Genomic DNA, 15490 nt, shown 5'->3' on the forward strand with positions numbered 1-15490 from the left:
AGTTTTAGTCATTTATGAGATCCCCTTATTCTTCTATCTTGTTAAATTATTAAGCTCTTTGTTTTTTTCTTAAAACTACTATTCCTATAGCAGAAAGTGTAAGCATCACAATAAAAATTCCTATAAGATAATCACCAGTTTCTACTAGATGACCATTAGAATTACTATTATTATCTGAGTTTCCTTGATTATTTGAACCTCCTGTACTTCCTGATTCCCCTGTATTACCAGAATCTCCTGGATTATCTGAATTTCCTGAATTATTTATTTCCTTTTCTACTAAGGATGAAACTGCTAAATCAACTTCCTTTATAACTTCTTTTTCATTTTCTTTTGTAGCATTATAATCATTAGCCATTAAACTATTAACTTTATTAATAGCATCTACAACAGCTTGCCAAGACTCATCTGTATATTTGGTAGAATCTAATTTTGACACTTCATCTAACTTAGCTTGTAAATTATCATTATTGGCTTTTTGAACTAGTTTTGAAATTTGACTTTCAATCTTTCCAAGCAACTCTTCTTTTAATACATCATTATTATTAATTAAACCTTGGAAAGTTATTAAATCATTAACTGCATACTCAACTTCATTTAAGCTACGTGTAGTGTATCCGCCTTTTTCCAACTCTTTAAGTTTTTCAACATATTCTTCAACTAATTTATTATTTTCATTATCCGTACCTGTAGCCTCTACTATTTTATTTTGTTTATCCTTTATGTTAGCCACCATTTCATCAATTTTATTTCCATCTACATCTTCTACTAAAGCATTAGTAAATTCTTTGATATCATTCATATAATTATTATATGCTTTTTTTATAGCTTCTAAGTTTTCATTATTCTCTGATATATTTGCTGTAATACCTTCAAATGAAACAGGATTTTGTATTAAATAAGTTAATTCTTGCTTATTTCTATCAAAAATAGATTCTCCATTATTTTCTTTAGATTGTAATATTTCATAAACTTGTGTTGATAATCTATCAATTATGCTACTCATAAATGGAACTAATCTCTTTGCCCCTGCTTCAACCATAGTTGGTCCACCTAAATTTTCAACTATATATGTTTTAGAATTTTGCTCTAAAATTTTAGCACTCTTATAGTTTTCCCATAAATCTGTATAGTTTTCATCTTCTAATTGAATTTCAAGATTTAAAAATTCAATTGAGGCACTTGCTACATCTCTTAAAGAGTTAATCCATGGTTCTATCTCCTTTTTAAGATTTTCATTTTTTGATAATTCTTTAAATTTATCTACAGAAACAATTATTTTTTCGTATTTAGGTATTAATACATTAGCTACATCTTTAGTACTCTTGCCTTCCTCTATTAATCTATTGTACTCCTCAAATAATCCAATAAATTCTTCCGATTCTGGTAATACTTGAGATGGATCTGATGGGTCTGATAAATGTTTTGCTAATTCATGAAAATATTCAGTTGCATCTGGTTCTATATATTTAAATCCATCTTCATAAGCTTTGTTATAATCAAATTTATCTACATTCCAAGCAAAATCTGCTACTGAGAATAATGCAATCTTTGATGCTTCTGCTTGTTGCATTGGATTTGTAACAATACCATCTAAGTTTTTAACCCCACTATCTATTACAGTGGCTGGTGACATTATTAAACGTTTATTATTAATATCATTTACAGGCCAGTTTAACCAGAAAAATGGTTTTCTACCTTCAACCCCTTCTTCTGGTGTTGATGTATAATTAATAAAATTATCTACAGTTTCTTGTGTAACTCTTCCTAAAACACTTTCACCAGTCCACATTATATGAACTTCTTTAGGCATTAATTTACCTATTTGACGAACATAATCAGCACCCCATCCCATATACATTCCAGTATAAACTGTAGGTACAAATATCAATTCAACATGCTCATCTTTATCATTTCCCCATGCCAATAAATCTTCCATTACTCTAGAATGGAAAGCAGGATTAAAACGTCCTTGAATATCATCAGCACAAACACCAAATTGTCTTACCCCAACACTATAAAGCTGATCAAATTTGGCCTTAATAATTGCCATGTCATTTTGATATGCCTCTTCACTTGTAACTTCTGGCTCACTAATTTTATCATTCATAAACGGATGAATTGACCAAGTAAACTTAACCTTCGTCTCATTTCCAACTTGAACTAACTCTTTTATTTTTTGAAGTTCTTCTTGTGGATATAAGTCTCTCCATCTTTGGTTATGATATGGATCATCCTTTGGTGCAAATATATATGTATTCATTTTAAAATCTCCACCAAATTCCATTAAAGATGCTCTATCTTCATTGGACCATGGAATACCATAATAACCTTCAATGAATCCTCTTAATTCTGTATTTGCATAATCTTCTATAGCTACATTCAAAATATTTTTATCTGTTTGGTTAAAAATATTTTTTAATGTTGTAACTCCATAGAAAGCTGCATCAGTATCTTTTCCTAAAATAGTAATTACATCATTTTGTAAATTTAGACTATATGCATCAATATTATCAAATAGGTTTTCTGTTTTTATATTTATATTTTCCTTTACATATGTATCAACATATCCACCTGAATTATTTGTACCAACTAATACATTTAATTTATCTTCTACAATTTTATCTGAAATTGATACACTAACTTCTTTTGACTTTAATACTTCATCTAATTTATTTTTAGTAACTTCATCTATTGTATTTTCAAAAACAACGTTAACTTCATTACCAATTACAAAACTACCATCATAATATGATATTTTTTGTGGATTTGGATAAATTTCATATTCTGTTACATTATTCTGAACAGTTACTTCATTCCCCTCAGCTGCTTGTACAGTTCTTACAGATCCATTAAAATAACTACTAGCTATCGTAAATGCTATTGCAATACTAAATACTTTTTTAATCTTCTTATTCACTAACTATTTCCTCCTTAATTAATAATTTATAAACTTTATTTAATAAAAAACATAAAATTTATTTCTAATATTCACTTCTCCTCCCTCTTTAAACTTTATAGAAAATAAATTTCTATTTCTAATAAACTAAAAAATAAAAAGCTCTAAAAATACAGAATAATTCTGTATTTTTAGAGCTAATGCCAAATTGTAACACGCTTTATTTAACAATATTTAGTTTAATTACTTTTATTTTAACATAATATGTTATTGTTTTCAACACAAAATAAATTATATAATTTTCTAGAACAATTATAATTTCATTCCCCTAATTGAAAGTCAGTAGAAGCAGCTACCTCCACTTGAGATTCAAAATCTTCTAATCGTGACTTTAATGTATATATTGTGCTTGCAAGAGCTTGCGAGCCTAATACCATTCTAAGGGGTGCAGGATTTATATCTACGCTTTCAATAATTCGTGTTGCCATTTTAACTGGATCTCCAGGTGCTAATCCATTCGCTGGATCTAACATTGTTAAAAAGTTATGAGCAGGATTCCCTTCATATTCATCCATTAATTTTGCTACCTTTGCACTACCATATCTAAACTCTGTTCTTGCTCCACCAGGTTCAACAATCGTCATACCAATATTGAATGGAGCTACTTCTTGTGCTACAGACTCACAAAACCCTTCAATCCCCCATTTTGTAGCGTGGTACATAGAATTACCAGGAAAAGCAACTTGTCCACCATATGATGATAATTGAATAATCCTTCCATGACCTTGTATTCTCATATAAGGAATAACAGAACGAATCAACTGAATAGAACCTGTTAAGTTTGTTGCAATCATATGATTCACTTCATCATCACTTAACTCTTCCACCGCTCCAAATAATCCATATCCAGCATTACTTACAACAACATCAATTCTTTGATGTTTCTTTATTGTTTCCTTAACTATATCCTTAATAGCTAAAGTATCAGTTACATCTAATATTTTACAATCAAAAGTGTCCGGGTACTGCTTAATCAATACTTCTACTTTTTCTGTGTTTCTTACAGTGCCAATAACTTTTTCTCCTTTATTTAATAATTGCTTTGTTATTTCATAACCAAAACCACTACTAACACCAGTAATTAACCAATTTTTCATTTCATCACCTCATTATTTAATTGCATTTCCAATGCACCTTAATGCATTGAGACTTCTCGGATAACCAATAAACGGTAAACATTGTGAAACAACTTTAATTAAAAATTTCTTATAATTTCCAAGTCTAATATTCGCTTTTGCATGACTTGTAAGTTGTGGTTCACATCCACCTTGAACTGCTAAAAAACAAAAAGTAATCATTTCTCTATCTTTATAATCTAAACCTGTACGTGTATAGTAATCACCAAAACAATTATTTCCCCTTTAACCATTCATTTAATTTTTTATCTGCATTATTCACTTTACTTCCATAAATAGATAAACCATTTTCTATTACACTATTAGGGCAAAGTTTACGAATATCTGCAATACTGCTTCCTATCCCACTTCCTTCATGAGTACAAAATGGATATATCCTTTTATCTTGGAAATCATAACTTTCTAAAAAAGTCCATACACACATTGGCATTGTTCCCCACCAATTAGGAAATCCTAAATAAATATTTTTATAATCCTCCATATGTTGTACAATATTTAAAATCTTTGGTCTCTCATTATTAGACTGTTCCTTTTTCGCAACTTCTGTACATTCATGATAGTTAAATGGATAATCATGAAGTGGTTTAATTTCAAAAATATCTGCATCTATAATTGATTGAATTTTTTTAGCAATAACTTCTGTATTTCCAACCTCTAACTCTTTAATAACTCCTGATACATAATTTTCTTTCTTATGTGAAAAATAAACGATGAGTGTTTTTTCCATAATCCAACCTCCTCTTTCTTTTACAAATCTATTGTATGTTATTTTTTTATAAACACCAATTCAACTTACTAATCATTCACATAAGTAAAACTTATATGAAAAAAAAGACTCAAAGTGAGTCTTTCTTTAATAACCTTCTTAATATTTCAGCAAATTCTTCTATATAATAATTAGTTCTTTCCTTTTTCCAAAAAGCACAATAATTACGTTGTAATTGCTTACCAGCATTATATAAAGGAATACGTGTAATTCCCTGAGAAACAGGTGGCAAAGTTCCAACTGCCTCAATAGGTAAAAATCCACTATTGCTTACAACCAATAATCGTCCTTCTTCTAATGTATCAGCAAATAAGAATTGATTAGAATATCCTAATGTATTTTGATAATATTCTTTTTCATGTAGCTGTTGTTCCTTTGAGGTAATCAAAATACAAGATATTCTTTTTAAATCCTCTAAAGTCAAAGTATCTTTTTTACTTAAGGGATTACGTGAAGACATCTCAATATAACAATTACTATATAATAATTCATAATTAAAATAATCATTAGAAAATGCTCTTCTTTGATCACTAATCACAAGATCAACAGTATGAAACCTTAGAAAATCATATAGTTCTTCATGTGTTCCATTCACAATAGAAAGTGAAACCTCAGGATAAATTCTTGAAAATTCCGCAATAGCATGCTGTAACTCTTGTGCAGCATAGCCTCTTAAATAACCTATTTTTAAAGATAATTCATTATCTTCCCCAAGTCTTATTGTTTCATTTTTTAAATTTTCAATTTCATATAATAACTCACATGCATGACGATAGAAATACTCTCCAGCAGGTGTTAAAAAGAATCTTCTATTTTGTCTTTTAATCAATTCAACCCCTAGCTCTTCTTCCAAGGATTGTATTTGCTGTGAAATGGCCGATTGAGATATATAACATTGTTCGGCAGCTTTTGTAAAACTATTGCACTCTATTACTGTAACAAAATATTTCATCTGCTTTAATAACATAAAAACCACCTTCTTTCATATATAAGTATATCATTGAAACTATTTTGCACAAAAATTTTATACTCCGGTTATACAAAGATTATGTCTTTTAATTACTTTTCAAAACATCCTTTGAGCATAGCTCACTTAATTTTTTCACATCTAATATTTTAATACTATTTCTATTAGTTTTAATTATCTTATTTTCTTTTAAAAGATGTAATACTCTAGCAACTTGTATTCTCGATGCACCTATTAAATTAGCTATCTCTTCCTGATTAAGTTCAATTGTATTTTCTTTAAATAGTTCATTAGACACTAATAAATATAAACTACTTCTAATAAAATATATAAATTTTTTTAGGAGGACTATAACAATGAAAAAATGTAAAATAACAGTTTTAACAACTCATTTTGATAAGGAATTAGCTAATCAATATGGTAGTAAAGGGATTGGTAAATGTCCTATGCATAAAGAAGGAGAAATATTTTTTGCTGATTATGCAAAACCTGAAGGGTTTTGTGATTAAGCTTGGAAAGCAATTTATCAATATGTTTTTGCATTATCTCATGGAAGTGAAACTTTTTATTACGGTGATTGGATTGAAACACCTGGAGTTGCAATTGTAAGCTATAATGATGGTTTAAGACCTGTAATTTCTAAAATCGAAAGAACTGATGAAGAAGCTACTATTAACTATACTCCTATTAATAGATAATATAAGAACTACTAGGATTATTTTCTATTATTCCTAGTAGCCCATTTTAATTATTATTAAATTTCTAATCTAATATTTATATTCCCTATATATTAATACTTAAAATCTAAAAGTTTATTTTTTAATTGATCTTCTATATTTCTTAATTCTAATTCAGCTTCTCTACGCTTTTGACGTCCTTCTGTTTGTATGTGAAGTATTTCATCAAGAGTTGAAATTAATGATTCATTAGTAACTCTAAGTGTATCAATGTCAACGATTCCTCTTTCAGATTCTTTTGCAGTTTCTATAGTTGAAGTTTTTAATATTTCTGCATTTTTACGTAAAAGTTCATTTGTCATATCTGTTACTTCTCTTTGAACCTTTGCTGCATTACTAGAATGTGCAACTCCAAGTGCTAAAACTATTTGACTTTTCCAAAGTGGAATAGTATTTACAATTGTAGATTGTATTTTTTCAGACATTAAAGAATCATTGTTTTGAATTAAACGAATTTGAGGAGCCATCTGCAGAGAAATCATTTTCGTCAATTCTAAATCGTGAATTTTCTTTTCAAAGCGATTGCAAAGAGCAATAAAATCATTTACTTCTTGAGCATCCTGAGGAAGTCCACTTTTTCTTGCTTTTTCTTGTAATCTAGGAAGCTCTTCTTTTTCTAATTTTTGAAGTTTCTTTTTTCCAGCTAGTATATACATAGAAAGTTCTTTAAAATATACTTTATTTATTTCATACATTTTATCCAACATAGCAATATCTTTTAAAAGCTGTATTTGATGTTTTTCAAGAATATCGCACATTTTTCCAATATTATTTTCTACCTTATCATACTTTACTTTCATTTGAGAAATCTTGTCTTTGCCTTTTTTAAAGAAGCCTAAAATTCCTTTTTTCTCTTCTGATTCTTCAAAATTCTTTAACTCATAAACTACACTAGATAGCATTTCACCAACTTCACCTAAATCTTTAGTTTTTACATTATTTAATGCTGTTTCTGAAAAATCAGAAATTTTCTTTTGAGCACCTACTCCATATTGTAAAATAGAATTTGAATTAGTTATTTCTATTTTATCTACAAATTGATCTACCATCTTTTTTTCTTCTTCTGTCAGATGGATTTCATCAATTATTTCTTCTTTTTTTTCTTCATTTACTTTTATATCAATAACTTCCTCTTTCAATGGTTCAAAGGTTAATTCTGGTTTTATATTAATATCATCTTTAAATTCATCACTCATTTTAAATGTCTCCTTTTTACTTTAAACTTATTTTTTAAAATCTTCCTCGGTTAATCCCTCTTGTTTAAATAAGGTTTTAAGAACAGAAATATCTGTAGAAATATCTAACACAACATCTTCATATAAATCATCTAATAAATTTTCAAAAGCATTATCTATAAGATCAATACTTTTTTCAATTTCACTTTTAGCATTTTTAATATTTTCTCCTTGAACTAATTGATTATTTAGCTCTTTATATGAATTAATAAGTTTTATAGTAATAGGAAGGTAATGATTTATAAATTTATTAACTTCTTGTAGCTTTTTAGGATTTTTCTCTACATAATTAAGAATTTGATTTGCAACACTTTGTAATTTATCTAACTTTATAGCTACTTCTTCTTTATAAAGTTCATTTCTTACAGCTTTTATTTGTTCAATATAACTTCTTCCCATTTTAATTATAGAATTTAGTTTTTCTTTTTCTGAACAATTTTCATCTTCATTTACTTCTTCTTTTTTATTTAATTTTTCTTTATCCATTTGTTGTTTTTTTAAATTTAAATAGTCCCCATAAACTTCATCATTTAACATAAAGTAAGTTTTTTCTTCATCTATATGCCCTTCTAAAAACATTCCTAAATTAATCATTTTATTTAAGTCTTTAATTACAAAAGCTTCCTTTTCTTTTGCAAATCTCGCTAAATCTTTAATTAAGCAATAACTATTGTCTTCAATAAATCTTACATAAGTCTTAAATCGCTTTACTCTTTTTCTTAAATTTACTCCTCTTAAAAGTAAACCTAAACTTACTGCAAAAAATGCAAATAAAACGCCAAAGGCGATATAAATATTTGCTATAACACCACCCAAAAATATCATAAATATCAAAAATATAAATACTAAAAAGCCAAAAATCAGGCTTCCAATGGATCCGAATACTGTATAAATTACTCCTGATATACTTCCAACTGGTCTTTTACTAATATATGTTGATATATCGTTTTTAGCCTTTTTATTTATAGTCCTATATTTGCTTTCTATTTTTTCACTATATTCATTAAATTTCGATTTAAACTCATTTAAAGTGTCCTCAGTTTTATCGCTAATATCTCTTTTTAAATTAGCAAAATCTATGGCCTTAAGTGCATTTGTAACTGTAGACATAATTTGATCTTCTAAATCAGAAAAATCCTTTTTATCCATTATCTTGCCTCCAGATTATTTTTCTTATATTCAAGATTAAATTTAATATCCCATAATAATAACATTTTAGGTTTATTATATCTTATAATTTATCCAATTACAATTTATAACAACTATATAAAATTATTTTTCTAAACAAAATTTCTTCTAATTCATTTCTTAGATTTTTCTTAAATACTGATAACTAATAATAAAACTCTTCTTATGCTTTCTTAGGCATTAAAAATAAGGTGTGTACTTCTCATATTTAAATGATAAGTACACACCTATTTATGTTAGTGTATTAATAATATAAAAAATTATAAGTAATACTTATAAATTCTATTAAATCATCTATATTTTCATAAATTCTTTTATATTTAACTACTGGTCTATTTATTACTATTATCTTAGTATTATTTTCTAAGGCAGATTCTATTTTTTCTTTCATTCCACCTTCTATTCCACTATCCTTAGTTATAATTGCTTTTATTTTATATTCCTTTACTATTCCATCATTTATTTCTTTACCAAAAGGACCTTTTATAGCAATTATATCTTCTATTTTAATTCCTGAATCTATAAGTTTTTGAAGTATGTTAGGTAAGGGTAATACCCTATGTATTATTCTATTTTTTATATTTAAACTATTTATAAGCCCTGCATTATTGCTTCCTGTTGTGTTTAATACATTTCCATCTATATCTTTTAATGCTTCTGGTAACTCTTCATAACTATCTATTTTAATAATTTTATCATCACATATATTATCAAGGTGACTTTTTCTTTCATATCTTACATATTCAATATTTAAATCATCACAAGCTTTAATTAATGTCTTTGATACTTCCTTTGCATATGGATGTGATGCATCAACAAATAATTTTATATTAAAATCTTTAATTAACTTTTTAAATTTTTCTTCATCTAAAGGTTGTGTGTTTAAATGCTTAAATTTATATTTTTTTAAAAGCTCTCCACCATAATTAGTAGCTGTTGATATTACTATATTGTCTGTTATTTTATTTACTTTTTCTAATATTTCATTACCTTCAGATGTTCCAAGAACAAATCCTATCATATCTTATAACCTCTTGGAGTTATAAATTTATCATTCTTAATATAACTTTGAGTATTTCCTACTATAACTATAGAGAACATGTCCACTATGCTTTCATCAAAATTTTCTAATGTAAATAATCTAACCTCTTGTCCTTCCCTTAAAGCATGTCTTACAACAGCTATTGGAGTATCATCTTTTCTATACTTTCTTATTATATCTATACATTCTTTTAGATAGTGTGGTCTTCCCTTACTTCTTGGATTATATAATGAAATAATAAAATCTGCATCTGCTGCATTTTCGACTCTCTTTTTTATAAGATCATAAGGTGTCATTAAATCACTTAAGCTTATATTACAATTATCATGCATAAGTGGAGCTCCTAGTATTGAACCAGCTGCACTTGAAGCTGTTAATCCTGGTATTATTTCTACATCTTCATCCTGCATAAGCTCTAGAACTAATCCTGCCATACCATATATGCCAGAGTCACCTGTACTTACTAATGCAACTATCTTATCCTTTGATAACCTTAAGGCTTCCCTACATCTTTGTTCTTCGCCTCTCATGCCAGTACTAAAAACTTCTTTTCCTTCTATCATAGGCTTTATCATATCTATATATTTTATATATCCAACTACTACTTCACTTTCCTCAATAGCCTTTTTTGCCATTATTGTCATATGATCTAAACCACCTGGACCTATTCCTATTACATATAACTTTCCCATATGTACCTCCATTTTTAATATATTTCTTATATACAAATTAAATTTCTTTTTTATATTTCAAATTTTACTTAAAAATAAATTCTTCTCTTAAATTATTCTTCCAACAGTTAATGTAATCCCATCAAACTTTATCTTATCTATAATTATTTCTCCGCCTAATAACTCTACAACAGGCTGACTTACAGCTCTAACTCCAATGTTTTTTTCTACAAAGTCACTACCTTCATAGTTATTATGGACTTTTTTAATTTCTTCTTTAGTAAAGAATTTTAAGTCTACATTAAGCCTATCCTTTAAATCTAAAATAGCCTTTTCATCACTTTTTATATCTATAGATGCAACTACCTTAACACTTCTTATATCTATTTCATTTTCTTCTAAAGTTTTCTCTATAAAATTAATCATTTTTTCTGAAGATGTGTTTTTTCTACATCCAATTCCAAGAACTATATTTTTTCTTATAAGCCTAAGTATAGCTTCATCATAGTTTAATCTATCTGTAATCCAAAGCATATTTTTTTTAATTTCATCACTATTTATATATCCCTTTGGACATTTAATTTTATTTAAATCATCTTTAAAATAAACACTTTTCCCATTAACTAACCTAGCTGCTATCTCTTTAGCTTTATCTAAACTTTCTATTATTAGATTATTTTCTTTTGCTATTATATCTGGAGCTTTCTTATTTAAATTATCTGTTGCTGTTGTTATGACAGGAGTGTTTTCTAATAAATTTGAAACCTCTAGAGCAAGTTTATTAGCTCCTCCTAAATGCCCTGAAACTAAGCTTATAGTAAATTTATTGCATACATCAACGACAACTACTGCTGGGTCTACATCCTTTGATTTTAAATAACTTGAAATTGCCCTTACTGCTATTCCAGTTGAACTTATAAATATTATTGAATCACATTCTTTAAAAGTTTCCTTTACTATTTCATCTAAACTAAAGTTCTTTATTTTAGACTTATAATAAACTTTTCCACCAAATTCATTATTAATTTTTCTTCCTATTTCATCACCAAGTTCAGTAACACTAATAACTGCAAGCATATTACTCTATTCCTTTTCTATACATATGAGTAAAGCTTTTATCATATAAAAGACTCTTTTCATAGTCACAATTAATAAAGTCACCTACTAATATTTGTGCACATTTATTAATTCCTTCAGCTTTAACTTTCTCTGAAATATCATCTAAAGTCCCTATTAATATCTTTTCATCTTCCCAAGTTGCTCTAGCTACTACTGCTATAGGTACATTTTTCCCATATCCCTTTCTTAATTTATCTACAACTTTGTCTATCATTGAAATAGATAAAAATATAGCCATGGAAGCTCCTATCTTAGCTAAATTTTCTAAATCTTCACCTTCTGGAACCTTAGTTCTTCCTTCAACCCTAGTTAATATTACAGTTTGACTTACTGATGGCAAAGTAAATTCTTTTTTTATTGCTGCAGCTGCTGCTACAAATGAACTTACTCCTGGAACAACTTCATATTTTATTTCTAATTTATCTAATTCATCCATTTGCTCTTTAATAGCACCATATATAGATGGATCGCCTGTATGAAGTCTAACTATAGATTTATCTCTATTATTTTTAATTACTTCTATAACTTCATCTAAAGTCATAGTTGCTGAATTATATATTTCAACTTCTTTTTTACAAAAATCCATATGTTCCTTTGCCACTAATGAACCTGCATATATAACAATATCTGCTTCTTCTAATATATTTCTACCCTTAACTGTAATTAAATCAACATCTCCTGGACCTGCGCCTATAAAATAAACCATACTTATTCCCCTCTATTATTTACTTGCTAAAATTAAAGACATATAATCTCTTGAATTTATTATTTCCTCTTTATCTGTTAAAATTAACTCCCCTTCTCTTCCTGCTCTACTTACATATACATAATCAGTAAACCCTTTTTCTTCTAAAGTATCTATTACTTCTTTTTCATGCTTGTACACTTTCATAATAACTACGTATTTTTCATCAGTTATTTCATTTACTTTCTTTGCTGGTAATATAACTAATCTATTGTTACCTACTACTAATGTTCTCTCAACAATACTTGCTGCTGCACAAAATGAAGTTATTCCCGCTATAGTTTCAACTTTAAACTTCTTTTCTTTCATATGAGTTAATAAATGAATATAGGTGCTATATACAAATGGATCTCCAATAGTTAAGAAAGATACTACCTTCCCCTCATTTAACTTTCCTTCTATAAAGTCATAAGCTTCCTTAACCTTGATTTCTTTATCTTTTTTTCCCATTGGAAAATGCTTAATCACAACTTCCGTTTTATCCTCTATATATTCTCTAACAGTTTCTAATGCTATACTTTCTCCACCTTCCATAGCACTTGGCGCAACTATAACATCACTGTTTTTAATAGCTTTAACAGCTTTAACTGTAACTAATTCTTTATCTCCTGGTCCTACACCTATTCCATATAAAATTGACATATTTAAACTTCTCCTTTATAACAACTAATTATGTAAATTGGATTATTAGCTATCATCATATAACTATTCTCTTTACTTTTACTTATATTTACTGACAGTATTTCTGTTTTGTATTTTAAACTTTTTATCTTCTCGATTCCTTTATAAGCATTATTTAATGTTATAAAATTCATCACTAGTGTTCCTTTATTTTTTAATAATAAGTCACTTTTTTCAATTAATAGCTCTAAGTCTCCACCAGATCCCCCTATAAATATTGAATCAAAACTTAGTTTGTTTTCTATATAGTTATCTAAAATATCTTTAGCTTCTCCCTTTTCTAATAAAACATTTGTAGCTTTAAATTTTTCAATATTTTTAAGAGAAGTATTGTAGGCATCCTCATTTCTTTCTATAGAATAAACTTTCCCATTTTTAGCTATCATTGCAGATTGTACTGTTATAGTTCCTGTACCTGATCCTATATCTAGGACATTAGACTTATCACTTAAATTCATTTTCCAAATAGATAATGCTCTTATATCCTCCTTAGTCATAGGAGCTTTTCCTCTAATAAATTCCTCATCTTTAATTAATATCACTTATATTCCTTCTTTCTACTATGATTACTGATAAATCAGAAAAGGATTTATCTATAAATTCATGGGCTTTTCCTTCTAATATAACCTCATTTTCATAAGATAAATTTTCACCTATAATTACATTACACTCTATTTTTTCTTTAATAAGGTCTGCACATAATTTTTGTGGTGAATTTTTACTATCACAAAGCCATATGCTAATGATATTTTCTTTAACTTTTTTTATAAATTCCTCTTCCCTTCCATGCAAGCTTCCTGTATATGCTTTACTCCAAGATTTATTAATTTTAGTCATTAAATATTGAAAGGAACTTATTCCTGCTATAACTTCTATTTTTTCATCTATATTTTTACTTATATATTCAGCTATACCAAAGAAACAAGGATCTCCTGAAGCTATAATTGATATTGTTTCTTGACTTTTATAATCATTTACTATATCTAATATTTCATTTAATGATTTTATTTTTACCTTTCTTTTTCCTACGAAATCTAAAGAATTTATTGCTCTATTAAAACCTATTATAATATCACTTTTTTCTAATATATCTAAGGCCTTCCTAGTCATATAATCTCTATGTCCTGGCCCTAATCCAACAATATAAATCATATTAAATATCCTCCAAAGAATTATATAAAACCTTACAATCTCTAAAACCATAATACATTATGGCATCACATTTTAATTCATCATAAGAATATATTTTCATTCTTTCTACTATCTTTCTTCCTATAACTCTATATAATTCTTCATATCCTTCACCTAAAAAATCAACAGCTCCCTCAGAAGTTTTTTGTTTTAAAACTTCTTTTACAAAATCTATATCATATCCTAATAAAGCTAGTTCTAATCCAATAACTTCAAGCCTTACATCATTTACCCTGCTATGTGTATTAAAACATCCATATGCTACTTTACTAATCTTTCCTATATGACCTACTAAAACTATTTCTTTAACCTTTGCTCCAATACAACTTTCTATAGCAAATCCTATAAAGTTAGAAGCTATAACAATTTCTTCGTCTTTAAAACCTAAAGACTTAGCACATCTTTCACCCATATTTCCAAAGGTTATTACTAACCTTTTACTTTTAATAGATTTTTGTGTAATTTCTATTTTTATAGATTCTTTAAGAGCATCTTCAGACATTGGATAAACTATACCAGTAGTTCCTAGAATAGAAATTCCACCTACTATTCCAAGTCGTGGATTAAATGTCTTTTCAGCAACCTTTACTCCTTCTGGTACAGATATTGAAATTTTAACACCTAAATTCTCCGGAGTTATAGACAAAACTTCTTTTTCTATCATTTTTCTTGGAACAGGATTTATAGCATATTCACCTGGTTCTATTGCAAGCCCTTCCTTAGTAACAATTCCAACTCCAATGCCACCTGTTAAATTAAATTTTTCTTTTCCTATCTCTGCCTTAGCAAATATCTCTATTCCATCTGTTGCATCTATATCATCACCGCCATCTTTAATAACCGATGCTTTAACATAGTTTTCTCCTCGTTCTATTGAATTTATTTTTACATTTAATTTAATTCCTTTAGGAGTATAAATATCTATATAATCTAGATCAACATTATTAAATAGCATATATGCTGCTGCTTTAGCTGCTGCTGTTGCTGTTGAACCTGTTGTATAGCCACACCTTAGCTTTTTTCCTCCACTTTCAACATAAAGATCTAACATAT

The 15490-nt window shown here is 27.7% G+C and carries 15 protein-coding genes and 2 pseudogenes; 1 reads left to right on the plus strand and 16 read right to left on the minus strand.

The features are described from left to right. Positions 1–49 precede the first annotated feature (49 nt). The 6 genes and pseudogenes from ACQPUY_RS03215 to ACQPUY_RS03240 all read right to left on the minus strand — a co-directional run bounded on the left by ACQPUY_RS03215 (position 50) and on the right by ACQPUY_RS03240 (position 6126). Entirely contained in the window at positions 50–2920 is a 2871-nt protein-coding gene (locus ACQPUY_RS03215) for a beta-N-acetylglucosaminidase domain-containing protein (protein ID WP_430839475.1), read from the minus strand. Between the two features lie 299 nt (positions 2921–3219). Then, the gene (locus ACQPUY_RS03220) at positions 3220–4056 is read right to left on the minus strand and encodes an SDR family oxidoreductase (RefSeq protein ID WP_430839476.1); all 837 of its coding nucleotides are present in this window, start codon (positions 4054–4056) and stop codon (positions 3220–3222) included. 12 nt (positions 4057–4068) lie between these two features. Then, positions 4069–4311 (minus strand): annotated as a pseudogene (locus tag ACQPUY_RS03225) (carboxymuconolactone decarboxylase family protein); the annotation flags it as partial. Further along, positions 4310–4822: a flavodoxin gene (locus ACQPUY_RS03230; protein ID WP_430839477.1), complete on the minus strand. Its 513-nt coding sequence runs from the start codon at positions 4820–4822 to the stop codon at positions 4310–4312. The pseudogene ACQPUY_RS03225 and the gene ACQPUY_RS03230, both read right to left, overlap by 2 nt. Positions 4823–4931: 109 nt before the next feature. After that, positions 4932–5828 carry a LysR family transcriptional regulator gene (locus ACQPUY_RS03235; protein ID WP_430839478.1) on the minus strand — a complete coding sequence of 299 codons (897 nt, stop codon included), beginning with the start codon at positions 5826–5828 and terminating at the stop codon, positions 4932–4934. A gap of 88 nt (positions 5829–5916) precedes the next feature. Then, positions 5917–6126, minus strand: a complete 210-nt coding sequence (locus tag ACQPUY_RS03240; protein WP_430839479.1) for a helix-turn-helix domain-containing protein — start codon at positions 6124–6126, stop codon at positions 5917–5919. A gap of 58 nt (positions 6127–6184) precedes the next feature. Between ACQPUY_RS03240 and ACQPUY_RS03245 the strand changes: the two are divergent. Further along, positions 6185–6526, plus strand: a pseudogene (locus tag ACQPUY_RS03245) (TIGR04076 family protein). 92 nt (positions 6527–6618) lie between these two features. On the opposite strand, the gene ACQPUY_RS03250 reads toward ACQPUY_RS03245, so the two are convergent. From ACQPUY_RS03250 to cbiD, 10 genes are all read right to left on the minus strand, one after another. Then, the gene (locus ACQPUY_RS03250; protein WP_430839480.1) at positions 6619–7761 is read right to left on the minus strand and encodes a toxic anion resistance protein; all 1143 of its coding nucleotides are present in this window, start codon (positions 7759–7761) and stop codon (positions 6619–6621) included. A 27-nt stretch (positions 7762–7788) separates the two neighbouring features. After that, positions 7789–8949, minus strand: coding sequence for a 5-bromo-4-chloroindolyl phosphate hydrolysis family protein (locus ACQPUY_RS03255; RefSeq protein ID WP_430839481.1), 1161 nt, complete (start codon positions 8947–8949; stop codon positions 7789–7791). Between the two features lie 283 nt (positions 8950–9232). Next, the gene (locus tag ACQPUY_RS03260; protein WP_430839482.1) at positions 9233–10009 is read right to left on the minus strand and encodes a cobalt-precorrin-6A reductase; all 777 of its coding nucleotides are present in this window, start codon (positions 10007–10009) and stop codon (positions 9233–9235) included. Next, entirely contained in the window at positions 10006–10722 is a 717-nt protein-coding gene (gene cobJ / locus ACQPUY_RS03265) for a precorrin-3B C(17)-methyltransferase (protein WP_430839483.1), read from the minus strand. The genes ACQPUY_RS03260 and cobJ overlap by 4 nt, the downstream gene beginning before the upstream one ends. A gap of 87 nt (positions 10723–10809) precedes the next feature. Beyond that, entirely contained in the window at positions 10810–11778 is a 969-nt protein-coding gene (gene cbiG / locus ACQPUY_RS03270; RefSeq protein WP_430839484.1) for a cobalt-precorrin 5A hydrolase, read from the minus strand. A 1-nt stretch (position 11779) separates the two neighbouring features. Further along, entirely contained in the window at positions 11780–12526 is a 747-nt protein-coding gene (cobM, locus tag ACQPUY_RS03275) for a precorrin-4 C(11)-methyltransferase (protein ID WP_430839485.1), read from the minus strand. 15 nt (positions 12527–12541) lie between these two features. Beyond that, a complete protein-coding gene (locus ACQPUY_RS03280; RefSeq protein ID WP_430839486.1) occupies positions 12542–13207 on the minus strand; it encodes a cobalt-factor II C(20)-methyltransferase in 666 nt (221 codons plus the stop codon). A 2-nt stretch (positions 13208–13209) separates the two neighbouring features. Then, the gene (gene cbiT, locus ACQPUY_RS03285) at positions 13210–13788 is read right to left on the minus strand and encodes a precorrin-6Y C5,15-methyltransferase (decarboxylating) subunit CbiT (RefSeq protein WP_430839487.1); all 579 of its coding nucleotides are present in this window, start codon (positions 13786–13788) and stop codon (positions 13210–13212) included. After that, positions 13775–14398 (minus strand): precorrin-6y C5,15-methyltransferase (decarboxylating) subunit CbiE, encoded by a 624-nt coding sequence (gene cbiE, locus ACQPUY_RS03290; RefSeq protein ID WP_430839488.1) that lies wholly within the window; start codon positions 14396–14398, stop codon positions 13775–13777. The genes cbiT and cbiE overlap by 14 nt, the downstream gene beginning before the upstream one ends. Position 14399: 1 nt before the next feature. After that, a complete protein-coding gene (cbiD, locus tag ACQPUY_RS03295) occupies positions 14400–15488 on the minus strand; it encodes a cobalt-precorrin-5B (C(1))-methyltransferase CbiD (protein ID WP_430839527.1) in 1089 nt (362 codons plus the stop codon). Positions 15489–15490: the final 2 nt, after the last annotated feature.

The sequence above is a fragment of the Clostridium nigeriense genome (assembly GCF_050585245.1).
GTDB lineage: Bacteria > Bacillota > Clostridia > Clostridiales > Clostridiaceae > Clostridium > Clostridium nigeriense_A.

What these genes read in the sequence shown, in the direction of transcription:
- ACQPUY_RS03220 (WP_430839476.1), bottom strand. Translation starts at nt 4,056, where the DNA reads ATGAAAAATTGGTTAATTACTGGTGTTAGTAGTGGTTTTGGTTATGAA.
- ACQPUY_RS03230 (WP_430839477.1), bottom strand. Translation starts at nt 4,822, where the DNA reads ATGGAAAAAACACTCATCGTTTATTTTTCACATAAGAAAGAAAATTAT.
- ACQPUY_RS03235 (WP_430839478.1), bottom strand. Translation starts at nt 5,828, where the DNA reads ATGTTATTAAAGCAGATGAAATATTTTGTTACAGTAATAGAGTGCAAT.
- ACQPUY_RS03250 (WP_430839480.1), bottom strand. Translation starts at nt 7,761, where the DNA reads ATGAGTGATGAATTTAAAGATGATATTAATATAAAACCAGAATTAACC.
- ACQPUY_RS03255 (WP_430839481.1), bottom strand. Translation starts at nt 8,949, where the DNA reads ATGGATAAAAAGGATTTTTCTGATTTAGAAGATCAAATTATGTCTACA.
- ACQPUY_RS03260 (WP_430839482.1), bottom strand. Translation starts at nt 10,009, where the DNA reads ATGATAGGATTTGTTCTTGGAACATCTGAAGGTAATGAAATATTAGAA.
- cobJ (WP_430839483.1), bottom strand. Translation starts at nt 10,722, where the DNA reads ATGGGAAAGTTATATGTAATAGGAATAGGTCCAGGTGGTTTAGATCAT.
- cbiG (WP_430839484.1), bottom strand. Translation starts at nt 11,778, where the DNA reads ATGCTTGCAGTTATTAGTGTTACTGAACTTGGTGATGAAATAGGAAGA.
- cobM (WP_430839485.1), bottom strand. Translation starts at nt 12,526, where the DNA reads ATGGTTTATTTTATAGGCGCAGGTCCAGGAGATGTTGATTTAATTACA.
- ACQPUY_RS03280 (WP_430839486.1), bottom strand. Translation starts at nt 13,207, where the DNA reads ATGTCAATTTTATATGGAATAGGTGTAGGACCAGGAGATAAAGAATTA.
- cbiE (WP_430839488.1), bottom strand. Translation starts at nt 14,398, where the DNA reads ATGATTTATATTGTTGGATTAGGGCCAGGACATAGAGATTATATGACT.
- cbiD (WP_430839527.1), bottom strand. Translation starts at nt 15,488, where the DNA reads ATGTTAGATCTTTATGTTGAAAGTGGAGGAAAAAAGCTAAGGTGTGGC.